The organism is Gracilimonas amylolytica, from assembly GCF_002911695.1.
In the GTDB taxonomy this organism is placed as follows: Bacteria; Bacteroidota; Rhodothermia; order Balneolales; family Balneolaceae; genus Gracilimonas; species Gracilimonas amylolytica.
In genome coordinates, this window is record NZ_PQBS01000040.1 from 270,661 (window position 1) to 287,470 (window position 16,810).

Sequence of the window (16,810 nt, forward strand, 5' to 3'; positions counted from 1 at the left end):
GATTTCACGGATGCCAATTCTGCCATTACCACCTTCACCGGTCATCCCCGCGAAGGCGGGGATCTAATGGTCTTTTTAAGCATCAGAAGTTTATAGCCATTGAAAAACTCGTTTACCTCGTTGACTCGTTCCCAACCATCCCGATCAAATCGGGAGAACGCATGGCAGGACCCTACCTCAACGGCAGGCAGGCTCCCGGTCCGCGTGGATAGATAGGGCACCGATGGTTTCACGATTGAGAGTGTTGCCCAACCTCCGAACGACCTCACAATCCATACCTCCCACTGGGCGGAGGTTCTTTGATTCTCATTCTAACCCCGTCCCTGCCTCGCCGGCAGGCAGGCTGAAGGACGGGGCTATTGATTTCATCCTTTCAGGATTAGGTAAGCCCAAAAGCAGGTCAAGGGGCCCCAGTCCTCAGTCAATCAAAAAATCGATCTATCGGTCCATCGCAAATCGGTGAATCGGTTAATCAGATCATTTATCTTGATAATCAGACATCCCAAATCCTCCGCCAGCACCAATTCATGAATTGCCCCTACGGGTTTCATATCCCACAGGAATAATTCTTATCTTTAGCGCCTGAAATCAAATCAAGACCGTTCATCAGATACAGGTTAAAAGAGTAGTATATGTCTATTAATAAAGAACAGGTAAAATCAGCCCTCAGTCAGGTTCTGCATCCCTCCGAACAGCGTGATCTTATATCGCTTGATATGGTTCAGGATGTGATCGTTCAGGATAAGTACGTTTCCTTCACCCTTGAATTTCCGGAGAAGGATGAGGCGCTCGAAGCACAACTGAAAGAGAAGGCCGAAGAAGCCATTCAGAAATTCATCGACAAGGAAGCGATCGTGGATATTCAGACCGCGGTGAATTTGTCACTGAAGCGAAAGATGGAAGACTCTGATCCACAGAAGCAGCAACAATCTCAGCAGCCTCAGATCCTGCCGAATGTTAAGAATATCATCGCCGTGGCTTCCGGAAAAGGCGGTGTGGGAAAATCTACCGTAGCCGTGAATATTGCAGCTGCACTCGCCAAAAAGGGGCATAAAGTGGGGTTGATGGATACCGATATCTACGGCCCAAGTATCCCGACCATGTTCAACATTCACGACCGGCCGAATATCACCACGCAAAAGAAACTGGTGCCGCATGAGAAATATGGCATTCGTCTGGTTTCCATGGGTTTTCTCGTGGATGTGGATCAAGCCATGGTGTGGCGCGGACCGATGGTGACCAGTGCCGTGAAGCAATTTATGACCGATGTGGAGTGGGGCGCCCTCGATTATCTTATTCTGGATCTGCCTCCCGGAACCGGTGATATTCAACTGACCATTGTTCAAACCGTTCCACTGACCGGAGCCGTTATCGTCTCCACCCCACAGACCGTAGCCCTGGATGATGCCCGCAAAGGAGTGGCTATGTTCAACAAAGTGAACGTACCGGTGCTGGGGATGGTCGAGAATATGGCCTATTTCACGCCACCGGATATGCCGGACAAAAAATATTACATCTTCGGTGAAGGTGGAGCCTCTCACCTGGCTCAGGAACTGAATGTGCCTGTTTTGGGTGAAGTGCCCATACAGCAAACCGTTCGCGAAGGCGGAGACTCCGGTAAACCGATCGTCCTGGAAGATACTGAATCACCGGCCGCAACGGCCCTGATGGAAGTGACCGGAAATATGCAGCAGCAGCTGGCCATCCGGGAGAAGGAGCAGGGCTCCGGCAAGAAGCTGGATATCAAGTTTAAGTCTTAGTTGATAGTATTAAATACGGAAAAAAGTTGTCATCCCGAGTGCGTACCTAGTCACAAAGGAGAATCAGTCTAACACGAGGGATCTCAAATCATGCACTATTTGCCAGATTAGGGCTCGTTCCCAACGTCTCGTTGGGAATGCCGGCCTGGACCCTTCCTCAACCGGCAGGCAGGCTCCCGGTCCGCGTGGTAGATAATGCACCGCTGTGTTTCACGATCGAGCGGGTAGCCCAACCTCCGAATTTTCTCACACACCCAACCACCCTACGGGCGGAGGTTCTTTGGTTATCCTTCCTAACCCCGGGATAAATCCCGGGGCTATTAATATATCATCCCTACGGGATGGGCAATTCATGATCGATCATTCGGTCCATCGCTAATCGGTAAATCGGTCATTCCAACAAAGCCCGACCCAGGCTCAGCAGCCACCTCATTTCATCATCATGAACCAATTCAAAACCCACGGTCATTCCCGCGAAGGCTGGAATCTAATAATCTCCACATCCTCCAAATTGACTCTCATTGCTTGATCCATCACGGTTCACTATCATTGACTTAACTTAAACCGAACCACCGTTCAACCCATTCACCACCTAACACAAATAACCCATGGACATAATCTACCTGCTTGATCTTATTGGTACCTTTGTGTTTGCCATCAGTGGTATTCGGCTGGCGGCCCGCACGGATATGGATGTATTTGGGGGAGCCGTGATCGGCTTTGTGACGGCCATCGGCGGCGGTACAGTTCGGGACCTCCTGCTCAACAGTCACCCCATCACCTGGATGGCAGATATGACCTACCCCATGGTGATACTGGCAGCCGTACCCTTCACTTTTCTGATGGGCAAAAAGCTGAATAACTTCAGCAAGACCCTCTTCATTTTTGATACCATCGGGATCGCCATGTTCACCATCATCGGGATGGAAAAGGCGCTTTCGTTTGGGTTGAATCCATTTATGGCGGGTACCATGGGCATGATCTCAGCCGTGGTTGGCGGGGTTATCCGGGATGTGCTGTGCCGGGAAGTCCCGCTTATCTTCAGAAAGGAGATCTACGCCACCGCCTGTTTACTCGGTGCCGTGGTCTTCTACCTCGGACTTCAGATCAACCTGCCCGATAACCTCAACTACCTCCTCACTACCGGGGTGATCATCACCATACGTACCGTGTCTGTTAAGAAAAGCCTTTCGCTGCCCAAGATGAAAGCGTAGGGAATATTGAATATTGAACCTGCCTCGCCTGCAGGTCTTAGTTGAGGTAATATGAACCGGGATTGGCAGGATTGATGAATATTTTCAGGATCATTATCTGATCAAAAAATAAATAATCCGGCTAATCCTATAATTTTCCAGCAAATCCTGGTTCAAAAGGAAAAAGCAAACACGACTTACAACTACCTCCTCACCACCGCGGTGATCATCACCATTCGTACTGTGTCGGTTAAGAAAGGATTTTCGCTGACCAAGACCCTAATAATTAATTGCCGGTAGGTAATAATTAGTGCAATATGAACCGGGATTGGCAGGATGTTAAGCAGGATCTTCAGGATTTTTATTATGAATGATGACTTGAAATAAAAAATCCTTTAAATCCCTGTTCAAAAAGAAAGAACCCATTTTAGAGTCAGAGTTTTATATTCCCTAACTATGGTTTTGAAGGCCAAAGTGTTTCACAAACCTAAGAGGGAGGGGTATGAAGTATAAAGACATTACTCATAAGATCATTGGAATAGCCATGAAGGTACACTTTGAGATCGGCTTTGGATTTCAGGAAGTGATCTATCAAAGATGCTTAAGGATTGAATTCGAAAGATCAGGCATTCAATATGTACGTGAGTTTGAAATGCCTGTGTTATATAAAAACACTCAGGTTGGAACACGACGAGTTGATTTTCTTATCGAGCAGAAGATCATGTTAGAGATAAAAGCCATATCAGAGCTGACCGATACTCATTTGGCTCAAGCCAAAAATTACCTGGAGGCCTATAACCTGGAAACCGGATTACTGATAAATTTTGGGGCTCCAAGTTTAGAATTTAAGCGATTATATGGAAAACATGATCTGAACCAGGATTAGTAAGCTATACGAATATTTTCAGGATCATTATCTGATCAAAAAATAAATAATCCGGCTAATCCCATAATAATCCAGCAAATCCTGGTTCAAAAGGAAAAAGCATACACTACTTACAACTACCTCCTCACCACCGCTGTGGTCATCACCATTCGTACCGTATCGGTTAAGAAAGGATTTTCGCTGACCAAGACCCTAATAATTAATTGCCGATAGGTAATAATTAGTGCAATTTGAACCGGGATTGGCAGGATGTTAAGCAGGATCTTCAGGATTTACTTCGATACCTGCGTGGTGAGAGATTGCCCCGGGGTGTTTCACGATCGAACGGGTAGCCCAACCTCCGAGAACCATCATAAATTATACCACCCAACGGGCGGAGGTTCTTTGGTATTCATGGTTACCCCGGGATAAATCCCGGGGCTATTGATTTCATCCCTTCAGGATGAGATGATCCCAACAGCAGGTCAAGGAGCCTCTGTCAATCAAAAATCGGTCGTTCGGTCCATCGCTAATCGGTGAATCGGTTAATCAGATCATCTACCTTGATAATCCGCTACCTCGTATCATCAGCCTGCACCAATTCAAAACCCGTAGGGGCAATTCATGAATTGCCCCTACGGGTTTTTATGGTTTAATACTCGTTCCCAATCCCGATGATTCGGGAGAATGCCTGCCGGAACCTCCCGGTTCACAAGGAAATGGTACACACTATTTACAGCTCCAGCTCAAACACCATTTCTTCGCCATTGCGGATGACGGTAACCGGGACGGTGGTGCCGCGTTCAAGTTCGTTGAGGGCGCCCATGTAGCCGTAGATGTCGGCGATCTCCATCTCTCCGATCTTGATGATGATATCACCGCCTTCGAGTCCCCCTTTCTGAGCCGGACCGCCACCGCTTACGCCGGTGATGCGGAATCCTTCTCCGTCAAAACCATAATCGGGGAGCACACCCAGGGTTGGGCCATCCATACGCATGGATTGACGCTGCTCTCCCGGAGCCTCCACAAACGGCAGATCCGCTTTATCGAGAGCATCCAGCTGTTCTACTACGCGGGCCACATGTTGCAGCAATTTCGCCTGACCTTCCGCATTGATCCACTCCGCATCATCAGATGGGCGGTGGTAATCGGCGTGGGTATCCGTGAAATAGTGGAGCACCGGCATATTCTTGTAATAGAAACTCGTGTGGTCACTCGCGCCGGTACCATCCGGAACCAGATCCAGCGACAGTGAATCGGTGTTGGCAGATGTCAGGATCGACTCCCAGTCATCCGTGGTAGCTACGCCAAAGATCATCAGCCGATCCTCATTCATGCGGCCGATCATATCCATGTTGATCATCGCCAGGGCATGTTCCAGATCCACGGTCGGGTTATCCACGTAATACTGAGACCCCAGCAGCCCCATCTCCTCACCTGAAAAAGCCAGAAAGAGGATATCCATTTCGGGACGGTTCTCAGAAAAATACTGCGCCAGCTCCAGCAGTCCTGCCGTGCCCGAGGCGTTATCATCCGCTCCGTTATGGATCCTCGGCTCATCCGCACTGCTCAGCGACCCAAACTCACCCATCCCCAGGTGGTCATAATGCGCCCCGATGATGATCACTTCCTCCGAATCACCGGTTCCCTGCAACAGCGCCGCCACATTCTTTGCGATCCGCTTATCAGCCGTGGAGTCGTCATCCGAGGCGTGGGGATTATCCAGCACCGACATATTCACCGTAAACTCCTGAAGGTAGGTCTCCTCCTCCCCGGCCGGATCCAGTCCATAGGCCCGGAACAGGTCCGCGATATAATTCGCCGCTGCGGCTTCCTCTGCGGTTCCCGTTTCGCGCCCCTTCATCTCATCGCTCGAGAGAAAAGCAACATGCTCCGCCACTTCCTGCGCGGTGATCTCCGGGGTTGAACCGTCAGACGACCCGCCGGATGAGGTACAGGATGCCAGCAAGGTGAAACTTAAAAGGGATGTAAAGATCAGGGAACGTAATTTCATGATATCGGGGATAGTTTAAGGGTTACAACAGCGATGAAGATAGGGGTTTTAGTGTTTAGTGTTTAGTCATTAGTGCTGAGTTTATAGTTTAATATGAGTTTGGAAACTAAGTCCGGCTAATGAATGGGGTAAGGGAACTCAGTAACCAACTAGTGACTCACTTCGGTATTCTATATTCTAAATGCACGCCCACGGAAGTTATCCGGTCGGGCTATTTTTATGCCTTTCTTTTTCGGGTGAACCGGTTTTATAGCCTCCCTTCCTCAGTCACCTAATGTTTTGATCCGCCTTGCTTTATCCTTAATAAAGTTTAGTTTTGGGGAGATGGAATACGAGGTACTAAAAAATATCAACCAAATCATTGAGAGGGACAGTAAAGACACTACCTATAAATTTGCTTTGCTCCGGGCTACCATTGAAGTGATACAAGAGAAATCTCCACACATAGTAGCAAAAGGTGACCGTGTCATTATGCCTGTGGGCTTATTGGTTTTAAAATGGTTGGAATATTATTACCCAATTATTGAAGCAAGATTACCGCAGAAAAGTGGAGACAACCTTAGCACTAGGACTCTAACTTTCAGATCCCAATTTGAAAAGTTAACAGATTACTATCAAAACAAAGGTGGCTATGATGTCTTTTACAAAGATTTCATCAAATGCAGCTATCCAAGTACTCTGAATACAACTATTTATTATCTCTGTAAATCAATTCGAGATACTATAACCAAACAACCTATGAGGTATATTGGAGGATCCATTTCGAATAATCATTACTCCATTTTTAAAAAAGTAGAAGGAGACCAAAGACTCAGTAAACCTAATAAACTTGATGTTGAGTTTATGATAGATCGGTTTGGTCAATTTTCAATTCCTAAAGATTATTTTTCAGTGTTTGAATATTTGGGAAGTTTTATAACCGGTACGCACTCGATTCTAATTAATTGGGCAAAATTCACCGTTGCAAAAGGAGACCGGTCCTTATCCATGAATAAAGTGCTCCCTAAAATTCTTCAATCCCCTCTAAACGAAAGAGACGTTTCAATCTCATCTAGAATTTTTGATGACTATACACAAGAAATTGGTCCACTTTACTGTGTATGGAGTGGAAAAAAGATCAAAGATGACCGAAATATTGATCATGTATTACCATTTGCAGTATGGAGAAACAACGACCTTTGGAACCTTCTGCCTTCGAAGAAAAAGGTGAATGGTGATAAAAATGACCGCATCCCTGATATAAATCTTCTCAATCAAAGCAAAGATCGGATTATTGACTACTGGAAATATATTTATAACCAGGAGCCAGAAATCTTTACAAGGGAATTAAAAGTTAGTTTAGTGAATAAAGAATTATTAGATCAAAAAAACTGGGAGATTATTGCCTTTGATGCTCTAAAAGATAAAAGCCGATACCTAATAGAAACCCGTGGTTTTGAAGCCTTCAATTTGTGATGAAAGAAAATCCAAATTCACATCTCACCGCCAAAGAACGGGATAAGGTTTCGTACCCCACCCGCAAGCTCTACACCATGGGAGTGATTGAAGGAGAAGTGCTGGATTTCGGCTCGGGATTTGGGAAAGATGCAGAATTCCTGAATGCCAAAGGGATTTTCTGCGCCAATTATGATCCCCACTATGCTCCCGATTATCCCACTCAAAAATTTGATACCATTCTATGCCAGTACGTGCTGAATGTGTTGTTGCCGGAAGAACAGGCGGAAGTGTTAATGTCGGTCAGTGAGTTGCTGAAACCAACCGGGAAAGCCTATTTCACCGTCCGCCGGGATTTGAAAAGATATGGATATCGAACGCATTACGTACACAAAATGCCGACCTACCAATGCAATGTGAAACTGCCCTACAAAACCTTCTTCAAAAACGATTTTTGCGAGATCTACGAATACCGGCACTTCACCCAGGTGGATAACGGCAAGGAAGGTATTTTTGAAAATCCGTCTCCCGATGCCGAACTTATATCTGAACTGGCCACGGTGTACAGCATTTACGACAAATACCCGGTGAGCAAAGGCCACGCGCTGGTGATTCCCAAGCGGAAATCGCGCAACTATTTTGACATGACCGACAAGGAAAAAACCGCTTGCCAAATCATGATGGAACGAGTGAAAACGATTGTAGAAAAGAAATACCAACCCGACGGATTCAACATCGGCTTTAACATGAACGAGGCCGCCGGACAAACCGTCTTCCACACACATATCCACATCATTCCCCGTTATAAAGGAGATGTGGAAAATCCCCGTGGTGGGATTAGGAATGTGATTCCGGGGATGGGGGATTATTGAGATATCCTGAAATTAATACTTTCATTAGATATAGCTTGTGTTATTTTCCAATAAATTAATCAAATAAGGTAATCTTCAGAAAGGTGAGCAAAGAAAATCAAAAACTGATCGCGGTCGACTTCTTTTGCGGCGCGGGTGGCGTAACCTGTGGATTCAAGCAGGCAGACATTAAAGTTCTTGGCGGAATAGATGTTGATGATGTTTTCAAAGAGACTTATGAGAAAAACAATCCCGGTTCCAAGTTTATTCATAAAGATATTTCAAAGCTTAGTTTTGAAGATTTAGTAAAGAAACTCAGGATATCAAAAGATGATGATAATCTGATTTTTATTGGGTGTAGCCCTTGCCAATATTATTCTAATCTTAAAACTGACAAAACCAAGTCTAAAGACTCCCGGCTTCTTTTGGAGGACTTCCAAAAATTTGTAGGCTATTTTAATCCCGGATATATTTTTATTGAAAATGTTCCGGGATTTGATAGAAGTAAGGAAAGCCCAATTGGTAAATTCAAACAATTTCTTTCAAAAAAAGGATATGTATTTGATGACAAAGTGATAAATGCTAAGTATTTCGGAGTCCCACAAAATCGTCGCAGATATGTTCTGATTGCTACCAGGGTGCAAAATGAAATTTCGATACCTGAAGGAGATAAAGAAAATATTAAAACGGTGAAAGATGCCATCGGCAATTATAGAGAATTTGTCCCAGTTAAAGCCGGGCATGTTGATGATACCGATTTTATGCATACGGTTGCCGGATTAACGAAGGTTAACCTAAAACGAATTAAAAAAGTTGGAAAAGACGGAGGAAACCGTCTTGATTTTGCCGATGATGAAGAATTACAATTAGACTGTTATAAGAACCATTCGGGACATACCGATGTGTATGGACGTATGAGTTGGGACAAACCTTCACCCACGATTACCACAAAATTCAGATATACGTCCAGTGGTCGTTACGGTCATCCGGAACAAGATCGTGGAATTTCTATACGCGAAGGGGCTACACTTCAATCCTTTCCCAAGAAGTATGTTTTTCATTCGAATAATGTTTCCGTTATTGGAAAAATGATTGGGAATGCTGTTCCTCCAAAAATGGCACTTCAAATATCTAAAGTATTTAAGAAATAGGAGATTTATGGCTCGGGAAAAAGAACTATTGATGAGCTTCGACCCTCATACAATAGAACATTTAGGGGTGAAGATGTATTCTAATTTACCGAATGCATTAGCGGAATTAATTGCCAATGCGTACGATGCTGATGCTAAAACTGTATTTATAAATTTATACGAGAATGAGGAGAACAAGCGGATTCAAATAACAGATGATGGAGTGGGAATGTCATTTGAAGATTTGAATGAAAAATTTTTAAGGATTGGAAGAAAAAGGAGGGAAGAAGGTGACAAATTCAGTCCCAGTGGAGAAAGAAAAGTTACGGGCAGAAAAGGGTTAGGAAAGCTTGCTTTTTTTGGATTAGCAGATATTATAGATATTGAAACTATAAAAGCAGGAACGGGTTCGAAAGTAAACTTTACGTTAAGTTGGCATGATCTTCTGAACACTAATGGCACAGATTATAAACCAAATTTTAAGGAAGAGAAGACCCATGTAGACAACCAAGGAACAGAGATTATATTGCAAGATTTAAAGAGAAAATCTCCATTTAATAAAGAAGATCTGGCGATTAGCTTATCAAAGCTTTTCAATCTCTTCGATAAAAACTTTCGAGTTTTTCTTTCATTAAATGATGATGAACCAATTCAAATTAATGAAAAGCTAAAATTCAAAAACATTGAATCACAATTTGAATGGATCTTCCCTGAGTTCTCAAAAAATGTAGACTATGAATACGAATATTCTGATCACATCAATGGAAAGATCCTATCAACTGAAAAACCCTTAAAACCGGGTTTGCGGGGTATAACACTTTTTGCAAATGGACGGTTAGTTAATGCTCCTGAATTTTTTGGAGTTTCTGAATCAAGTCATGGATTTTCTTATTTCACAGGCTGGTTGGATGTCGATTATGTAGATGACTGGGACGAGGATGTTATCTCTACAGATCGCCAATCTTTAAGTTGGGATTTGCCCAAAACAGAAGAATTAAAAGAGTACTTAAAAAAAACAATGTCTGAATTAGAAAGAAAATGGAGGGAAAAAAGGAAAGAGGTTCGAAGAGTTAATATTCAAAAAAAATCTAAAATTAATATCGTGGAATGGTTTGATAAATTACCAGCCGATGTAAGAAGTAAAATTGAACCCGTGATCCTCAAACTTGAAGATTCCGAATTACAAGATTCAGATCAATCAGATGTTGTAACAGCATTTCATGACATAGCTCCTGAATATCCATATTTTCATTGGAGGCACTTGCATCCTGAAATACAAAAAGTTTCTAAAAAACATTATGAAGACGAATATTATTATGCAGCCTTCATTGAAGGTCTAAAACGATATGTATCAGCAGTAAAAAAGAAAGCGCGAAAAACTAACCTTGATGAAAGAAACTTGATGCAAGCTGCCTTTAATGGACTTTTAAAAGTAACTCAAGGTTATAAAAGATCGGATGGTACTAATTTTGAACAACGAACTATAAATAACATTGAAGAAGCTCAAAAGATTTTATCTGAAGGTATAGTTGTAGGTGGTCGCCATCCGCTGCAACATGAGGAACACCTTGAATTAAAAGAATCGGGATTATTTACTGAAAAGGACTGTTTAGATGCTTTAAGCCTTTTATCTCATCTCTATAGAAGATTAGATGTAGCTATTTTAATTCAATAAAATTGATGGCAGATATATACACTACTAAAAAACGCTCTAAGATTATGTCCAACATTTCCGGCAAGGAAACCAAGCCGGAAATTATCGTTCGCAAGTATCTATTCTCTCAGGGGTTTCGCTATCTCAAAAACGACAAACGCTATCCCGGAAAACCGGACATTGTTCTACCAAAGTACAAAACGATAATTTTTGTCCACGGTTGCTTCTGGCACGGACATGATTGTAAAAAAGGAGGCTTGCCGGAAACAAGGAAAGAATTCTGGGAGAAAAAAATCAACGGCACAAAGAAAAGAGACATCCGAAACAAAGAAGCCCTTGAAGAAAATGGCTGGAACGTTTTGACTATTTGGGAATGTGAGATTCTAAACAAATTGGATCGTGTTCAACGCCTTGAAAAACTTGCCCAAAAGATTAAAAAGAAAAATTCATTCAAAAACTGAGAAACACCTCATCTTGGTGATATTCCAAATATTCTCGATGCCTGTCTTCCAGTTTGATTTGCATGGATTCGTTGATACCCAAAATTTCAGGGCTTTCAAGAATTTCAGATATTAGAATTTGTCCTTTGCCGTTAAATGAAATGAACCCGGTATCAAAAGCCCTGTCGAGGTTCGGAGTGAGTAGCAGCCCGTTATACTTATCAAGCCTTTCCTGATTATCGGAATCTCTCCAAGGTTTTATATGAGAAGCAATTAACATTGAAGGTGTTTTATATCTCGTTACTGCACAGCCCTTCCAGTATGAGAGTAAATTCCGTCTAAATTCTCCTTGACCAACTCTTGAGTTTATGAGTGTAACTTTATCCGTTTCCGCATACGAGCTATCTCTTATGATTTCTTCTAAGTCTTCCTCCAATTCGTCAGAAGCATTCTTTAAATACTCTTGGTATTTATTCAGGGCACTGCTGTACATGTGATTCCCTTTCTCATTCCGCTCAATAAAAATGGGAAGCTGTGCAATTTTCTCAGAAAGCTTTTCAAATTCCCGTGGGTTGGATACTTCGATTAAAGAGGAGTCAACCAATCCTGCTTCTCTTGCCCATTCCGAAATGGAACCGAAAATTGCACCGGAATACTTTTTTACAGAAGCTTCCGATAGTTTTGTTGAATTAAGCCATCTTTTGAAAGTCATTCACTTAAGTTGATTTAATGATCTTAAAGAATATATCAATTCCAATCGGCCTTAGAAAAAAAGCGTTAAAAAGATGACGGAATGTAGCGTTAAGAAAGAAATCAAACCGCATGGCACTTTACTTTCAGGCAAGCCCGGTGATTTTTTTTTAACGTAATGGAGTCAGACTCAGCTCATTTTTCGCAGCCGGGAGCTTTTGTTTCTGGAGCCTGTGCTGATGCAGATCAGTATCGGCACAAAAGAAAGGGGGGGAATTGAATACAGGTACACAATCCTGACCGTTATTAATAGCCTAATACTTCGAAGCAGGAGCTTCGGGGAAGAGTACGAAGGTAGACCTTCGTAACGAGGCAACGCGGTGTATATCGAATATCCAACAAGGAATACTGAATGGTGAAGTAGATCCTGGAAATCCGTTTGATAATCCTGTAAATCCTGGTTCAAAACGATGTACTAACCAAAGCCCATGCATTGCTGTCTGTTTGCCAGGTATAACAGGCGTCCTTCTCCTTGCCCACGAATGCTCGGGGCAGGCGAGGAGAAGACAGAAGAGGTCGTGAACAGGGTAACCGGGTAGTTTTGACCGGGGACCGAAGACAGATGACGGTGTTTAAGTCGATATAGGTAACCAGCTATGAATAGGCAAGATCCTTCGGTTCCTCAGGATGACCACTTTTTGGGTTCGTAAGTCAAATCCAACCCCTCACACCCTCCGCCAGCCGGCGGATCAGCATGACGCCCTTATTTGGTTTGCTTGCTCGCTACAGGGGAACTCTTTGAATATCGAACAGAAGAATATCCAATATCGAATAATGAAGTGGTTAATTTGTATGGATATATTGAATAGGTCCCATTTCAAAATTCAATATTCCTTGTTCAATATTCAATATTCCAAAGTTCCAATTATCCGGTCGAAAGAAGGTCATAAAGCCGGGTATTCAGGTACAGGACCTCCCGCCCCACCTGTCTGCTCTTCAGGAAACCGGCCGATTCCAGCTCCTTCAGATAATCAGCAGCCGTCTGTCGCTTGGCCAGGTCACGTTCCACCAGGAACTTCACTTTACAATAGGGCTGCTCAAACAATAACTCGATCAGTTCCTTGGAATACACGCGGTCGGGTAATACCGATTTAGCTTCGGCCAGGGTCTCTTCCAATAGCTGTTGAATGTCATCAATGCGGGACATGGTCTTTTCGGAGGTTTGCCGAACGGCCTCCATCATGAACAGGATCCATGGTTCCCAGGCCTCCTGCTCGGTGACCTCCCGCAGCAGCCGGTAATAATCCGGTTTATGGGCAATGATATGATCACTGAGATACAGCACCGGCTGATGGAGCAGGTTTTGCCGCATGAGGTAGAGGATATTCAAAATACGTCCGGTTCGCCCGTTGCCGTCCTCAAACGGATGGATGGCCTCAAGCTGATAATGCATTACCGCCATCTTGATCAGCGGGTCGGTGTCATCTTCGGCCTGAATATAATCTGCCAGGTTCTGAAGCAACCCAAGGATCAGTTCTTTTCCCTCGGGCGGCCAGTAGATGATCTTCCGGGTCCTGGGATTGGCGATCACGGTTCCGGAATCTTCCCGAATCCCATCCTTCGATTCCTTGATGGTCTGCATGAGTTCCACAAAGAAAGTGGGGCCAAGGTCGTTGTTCTCCAGCTTTGAGATGCCCTGCCATAAGGCCTGCCGGTATCGCAGCACCTCTTTGGTCTGAGGGTCCGTTTGCTGATCGTTTGCCGAAAGCGCCATGAACAGTTTATCATTGGTTGTGACGATATTCTCGATCTCCGAACTCGCCTTCGCCTCCTGCGCCACAATACTGTTGATCAAAATGGAGGGATTGGGAAGTCCCTGAGCCTTCCCCTTCAGCTCCGCCAGCGCACGATTGGCCGCAATGGCGGCTTTCAGGATCGCCGGTGATTCCAGATCCGCCTTCGGCGGCAGCAGAGGGAGTATGTTATAAGGCTGATTGGCGTAATCGGACATAAATGCTCATTATTAAATGATAATGTGTCGAAATATACGCAATTTATCGACATATATTACCCACCTGTCGATATCATCGACAGGATGGTGGTAAATGAATCCTGTAAATCCCGGTTCAAAACACGGCACTAACCAAAGCCCATGCTTTGTTGTCTGTTTACCAGGCATAACAAGAGTCCTTCTCCTTGCCCACGAATGCTCGGGGCAGGCGAGGAGAAGACCTGCCTCAAACGGCAGGCAGGCAGATGGGGTCGTGATCAGGGTAATCAAATCAGAATAGGCAAGATCCTTCTCCGTCAGCCGGCGGATCAGGATGACCCATTTTGAGTTGGTTTGTATGCAGTTTACTACCAAACCCTGGCTACTTTTACCCACCCCTTAATCCCCGCCCAAGCGGGGAAACTCCTGGTTGGATCTTGGGAATCCGTTTTATAATTCTGTAAATCCCGGTTCAAAACACAGCACTGACCAAAGCCCATGCTGTGCTATCTATTTACTAAGCATAAATTACGTCCTCCTCCGCCAGCCGGCGGATCAGGATGACGCCCTTTTTGGGTTTTGTGGGCAGAAATACCCCCCACTTCGAAATTGAATGTTGAATGCCTGCCTGCGGCGAGGCAGGTTCAATATTCGATATTCAATATCCTTCCGGGCGGTAATCGCGCGGGGTGAGATCTGCCAGGCGGTGAAAACCGAAATAGCCAAGCTGAGTTACGCCATACGGCTGCACGACCTCCCCGTCGGCATCTACGGTGATGGAGCGGTCGTTCAGTTCCAGCCACGAAACCTGTGACTTGATCGGGCCGCGTTTCAGCTCAGTCGCCCAATTCAGGTAGCGCCGATCCTCAGGCTCGCGGGTGTAGATGATCTCCAGAAAGCCGGAATACTGCACCTGATGCAGATAGGCCCGCTCGCCTTCTTCCACAATACGGTCAACATTCACCGGCCGGCGATGGTCGGAAAATCCGGGTTGCCGCGATTCCCTTACGTTGTACAACAAAAAGCCTTCCTCCTCGAGGCGGTCGTCCAGTATGGCCAGCCAAAAGTGCCGCATCGAACCATAAAAAGCCTCACGGCGGTTGGCTTCCCACTCGGCCTGCTGCAGGGAGTCGCGGGGCGTCATCTCCGTGAAAAGCGGTTCCCCATCCCAGAAGGTGCGGTCGCCCGTATGCTTGAATTCATTCAGGTAGTAGGTGACCTGATACCCCAGCGACCTATTCACGATCTGCAACGGAGCCAGGGCTTTGGCAGTCAGCCGGCCCCAAAAATTGGAGTCGAACCGTAGAACTTCCGGATTAAGGATCACCGTGGACTCGGCTCCTTCGGTATAACCCAGGAAGAGTTCTTCAAAATAGTCGTAGTTCTTGCGCCATTTGTCGTCAAGGTGATCCACATTCAGGTCACCCATTTGGTACACGACCGGCTTCAGGCTGAGGTCGATGAGTTTGTGGTCGCCATCGCCCATTTGTAACCCGTAGGTCTTGCGGCCATATCCGATACGGGAGATCACCAGGCGGTAAAATCCGGGTGGAATGTCGCGCATCATATAGCGGCCGGTGGCATCGGTCTGCGTACCGATTTTGGTCCCCGATAAAAAGATATGTGTGCCTTGCAGCGGCTGTCCGGTATCGGAATCTGTGAGTCGCCCCGCCACAACGCCCTGAGCCCAAAGCGGTTGCATACCAAACCACGTGGTAAAACCACTGATCAGCAATATGTATATCATTTGACGCATGTTTGCCCCTCAGGATCTATCTAACTATCAAACGGTTAAAGACCAATTCCGATACCGATACCGATACTCAGATTCTAATAACAACCCACAAGAGGTGCAAGGGGAAGAGGTTGGTTTTAGTGATTGGTGATTAGTGATTTGTGTTAAGCCTGCCTACTGGGGAGACCGGTGCTAAATTTGTCTTCGTGGGAGGTTGAGCAATGTATTCGATCATAGAACTCTTTGGAATGGAACGCGGATAACACGGATACGGCTGATCATCACGGAATGATGAGAAACGAGTTCTTATGCTCAAATTCAATAACGGTCCTTAACTAAACTATAGGATCCCCGCCTTCGCGGGGATGTCCGGTGGAGGGGGCGGTGGAAGATCAGACATCCGCGAAATCCCAGAATCCCCTAAATCCGCGATTCACAGATGATGCACGTACCAAAGCTCCAACCCCTATTTAATGACTTTGCCTGTGATCCAAAATCGTGATCACATGTATCCTCTTTTCAGCCATGTTTTTCCCAGAATTCCTTACTGCTTAGTGATCGACCTTCTTTTAGATCCTCTTGCCCCTTTTTGATCGATCCCCTTTCATCGTCGGTTAATCCCTCATACCAATACTCTTGTAAGGACCCGGATTCCTTCATCAATTTTAAAGTCTCAAGCAGATCCTCATTCCCCGGCTTAGTGATCCACTCCACTAATTCTTCCCTGACCGCATTGTTTTCATCCATGGCATGTTCCTCTTTTAATTCAATTTAAATATATAAAATTCAACCCACCACTGCTCAAAGCTGTTCCTGAGTTTTTGACCTTGAAATCAAAACCGGTAACCGAATTAACTGAATGACTGATCTTTTGATTGACCGGAGACGGTGAGTCAGGAACCGTTTTGTTTTGTGAATTTATCCCAACGGGATGACATAACTAGCCCCGGGATTTATCCCGGGGTAGATATGAGAATCAAAGAACCTCCGCCCGGTGGGTTGTATGGCCCAGATGGTCATTCGGAGGTTGGGCAATACATTCGGTCCTGAGACC

At 45.0% G+C, this 16,810-nt stretch carries 13 protein-coding genes; 8 read left to right on the forward strand and 5 right to left on the reverse strand.

All coding sequences use genetic code 11. From position 1 onward, the window contains the following. Positions 1-632 precede the first annotated feature (632 nt). From C3B73_RS13415 to C3B73_RS13425, 3 genes are all read left to right on the forward strand, one after another. Entirely contained in the window at positions 633-1,760 is a 1,128-nt protein-coding gene (locus tag C3B73_RS13415; RefSeq protein ID WP_103666112.1) for an Mrp/NBP35 family ATP-binding protein, read from the forward strand. Between the two features lie 608 nt (positions 1,761-2,368). Beyond that, on the forward strand, positions 2,369-2,974 hold the full coding sequence (locus C3B73_RS13420) for a trimeric intracellular cation channel family protein (protein WP_103666113.1): 606 nt from the start codon (positions 2,369-2,371) through the stop codon (positions 2,972-2,974). 481 nt (positions 2,975-3,455) lie between these two features. Further along, complete coding sequence (locus C3B73_RS13425) at positions 3,456-3,839, forward strand: GxxExxY protein (RefSeq protein WP_103666114.1); 384 nt, start codon at positions 3,456-3,458, stop codon at positions 3,837-3,839. 712 nt (positions 3,840-4,551) lie between these two features. Here the strand turns inward: C3B73_RS13425 and C3B73_RS13430 are convergent. After that, positions 4,552-5,832: a M28 family peptidase gene (locus C3B73_RS13430; RefSeq protein ID WP_103666115.1), complete on the reverse strand. Its 1,281-nt coding sequence runs from the start codon at positions 5,830-5,832 to the stop codon at positions 4,552-4,554. A 279-nt stretch (positions 5,833-6,111) separates the two neighbouring features. On the opposite strand from C3B73_RS13430, the gene C3B73_RS13435 reads away from it, so the two are divergent. From C3B73_RS13435 to C3B73_RS13455, 5 genes are all read left to right on the forward strand, one after another. Further along, positions 6,112-7,287: an HNH endonuclease domain-containing protein gene (locus tag C3B73_RS13435; RefSeq protein WP_232803231.1), complete on the forward strand. Its 1,176-nt coding sequence runs from the start codon at positions 6,112-6,114 to the stop codon at positions 7,285-7,287. Beyond that, complete coding sequence (locus C3B73_RS13440) at positions 7,287-8,138, forward strand: bifunctional class I SAM-dependent methyltransferase/HIT family protein (RefSeq protein WP_103666117.1); 852 nt, start codon at positions 7,287-7,289, stop codon at positions 8,136-8,138. The genes C3B73_RS13435 and C3B73_RS13440 overlap by 1 nt, the downstream gene beginning before the upstream one ends. Before the next feature lie 83 nt (positions 8,139-8,221). Beyond that, positions 8,222-9,268 (forward strand): DNA cytosine methyltransferase, encoded by a 1,047-nt coding sequence (locus C3B73_RS13445; RefSeq protein ID WP_103666118.1) that lies wholly within the window; start codon positions 8,222-8,224, stop codon positions 9,266-9,268. Between the two features lie 7 nt (positions 9,269-9,275). Then, entirely contained in the window at positions 9,276-10,922 is a 1,647-nt protein-coding gene (locus tag C3B73_RS13450) for a TIGR02391 family protein (RefSeq protein ID WP_103666119.1), read from the forward strand. Between the two features lie 5 nt (positions 10,923-10,927). Continuing rightward, a complete protein-coding gene (locus tag C3B73_RS13455) occupies positions 10,928-11,362 on the forward strand; it encodes a very short patch repair endonuclease (protein ID WP_103666120.1) in 435 nt (144 codons plus the stop codon). On the opposite strand, the gene C3B73_RS13460 is transcribed toward C3B73_RS13455, so the two are convergent. The 4 genes from C3B73_RS13460 to C3B73_RS13475 all read right to left on the reverse strand — a co-directional run bounded on the left by C3B73_RS13460 (position 11,352) and on the right by C3B73_RS13475 (position 16,503). After that, on the reverse strand, positions 11,352-12,053 hold the full coding sequence (locus C3B73_RS13460) for an HNH endonuclease (protein ID WP_103666121.1): 702 nt from the start codon (positions 12,051-12,053) through the stop codon (positions 11,352-11,354). The genes C3B73_RS13455 and C3B73_RS13460 overlap by 11 nt on opposite strands. A 903-nt stretch (positions 12,054-12,956) precedes the next feature. Next, the gene (locus C3B73_RS13465; RefSeq protein WP_103666122.1) at positions 12,957-14,042 is read right to left on the reverse strand and encodes a Fic family protein; all 1,086 of its coding nucleotides are present in this window, start codon (positions 14,040-14,042) and stop codon (positions 12,957-12,959) included. Between the two features lie 637 nt (positions 14,043-14,679). After that, positions 14,680-15,768, reverse strand: coding sequence for a carboxypeptidase-like regulatory domain-containing protein (locus C3B73_RS13470; RefSeq protein ID WP_157939520.1), 1,089 nt, complete (start codon positions 15,766-15,768; stop codon positions 14,680-14,682). A gap of 507 nt (positions 15,769-16,275) precedes the next feature. Then, positions 16,276-16,503: a hypothetical protein gene (locus C3B73_RS13475; protein WP_103666124.1), complete on the reverse strand. Its 228-nt coding sequence runs from the start codon at positions 16,501-16,503 to the stop codon at positions 16,276-16,278. Positions 16,504-16,810 lie beyond the last annotated feature (307 nt).

Bases quoted from the DNA above. Each gene is read 5' to 3' on its own strand.
- C3B73_RS13415 (WP_103666112.1), top strand. From the start codon at position 633: ATGTCTATTAATAAAGAACAGGTAAAATCAGCCCTCAGTCAGGTTCTG.
- C3B73_RS13420 (WP_103666113.1), top strand. From the start codon at position 2,369: ATGGACATAATCTACCTGCTTGATCTTATTGGTACCTTTGTGTTTGCC.
- C3B73_RS13425 (WP_103666114.1), top strand. From the start codon at position 3,456: ATGAAGTATAAAGACATTACTCATAAGATCATTGGAATAGCCATGAAG.
- C3B73_RS13430 (WP_103666115.1), bottom strand. From the start codon at position 5,832: ATGAAATTACGTTCCCTGATCTTTACATCCCTTTTAAGTTTCACCTTG.
- C3B73_RS13440 (WP_103666117.1), top strand. From the start codon at position 7,287: ATGAAAGAAAATCCAAATTCACATCTCACCGCCAAAGAACGGGATAAG.
- C3B73_RS13450 (WP_103666119.1), top strand. From the start codon at position 9,276: ATGGCTCGGGAAAAAGAACTATTGATGAGCTTCGACCCTCATACAATA.
- C3B73_RS13455 (WP_103666120.1), top strand. From the start codon at position 10,928: ATGGCAGATATATACACTACTAAAAAACGCTCTAAGATTATGTCCAAC.
- C3B73_RS13460 (WP_103666121.1), bottom strand. From the start codon at position 12,053: ATGACTTTCAAAAGATGGCTTAATTCAACAAAACTATCGGAAGCTTCT.
- C3B73_RS13465 (WP_103666122.1), bottom strand. From the start codon at position 14,042: ATGTCCGATTACGCCAATCAGCCTTATAACATACTCCCTCTGCTGCCG.
- C3B73_RS13470 (WP_157939520.1), bottom strand. From the start codon at position 15,768: ATGATATACATATTGCTGATCAGTGGTTTTACCACGTGGTTTGGTATG.
- C3B73_RS13475 (WP_103666124.1), bottom strand. From the start codon at position 16,503: ATGGATGAAAACAATGCGGTCAGGGAAGAATTAGTGGAGTGGATCACT.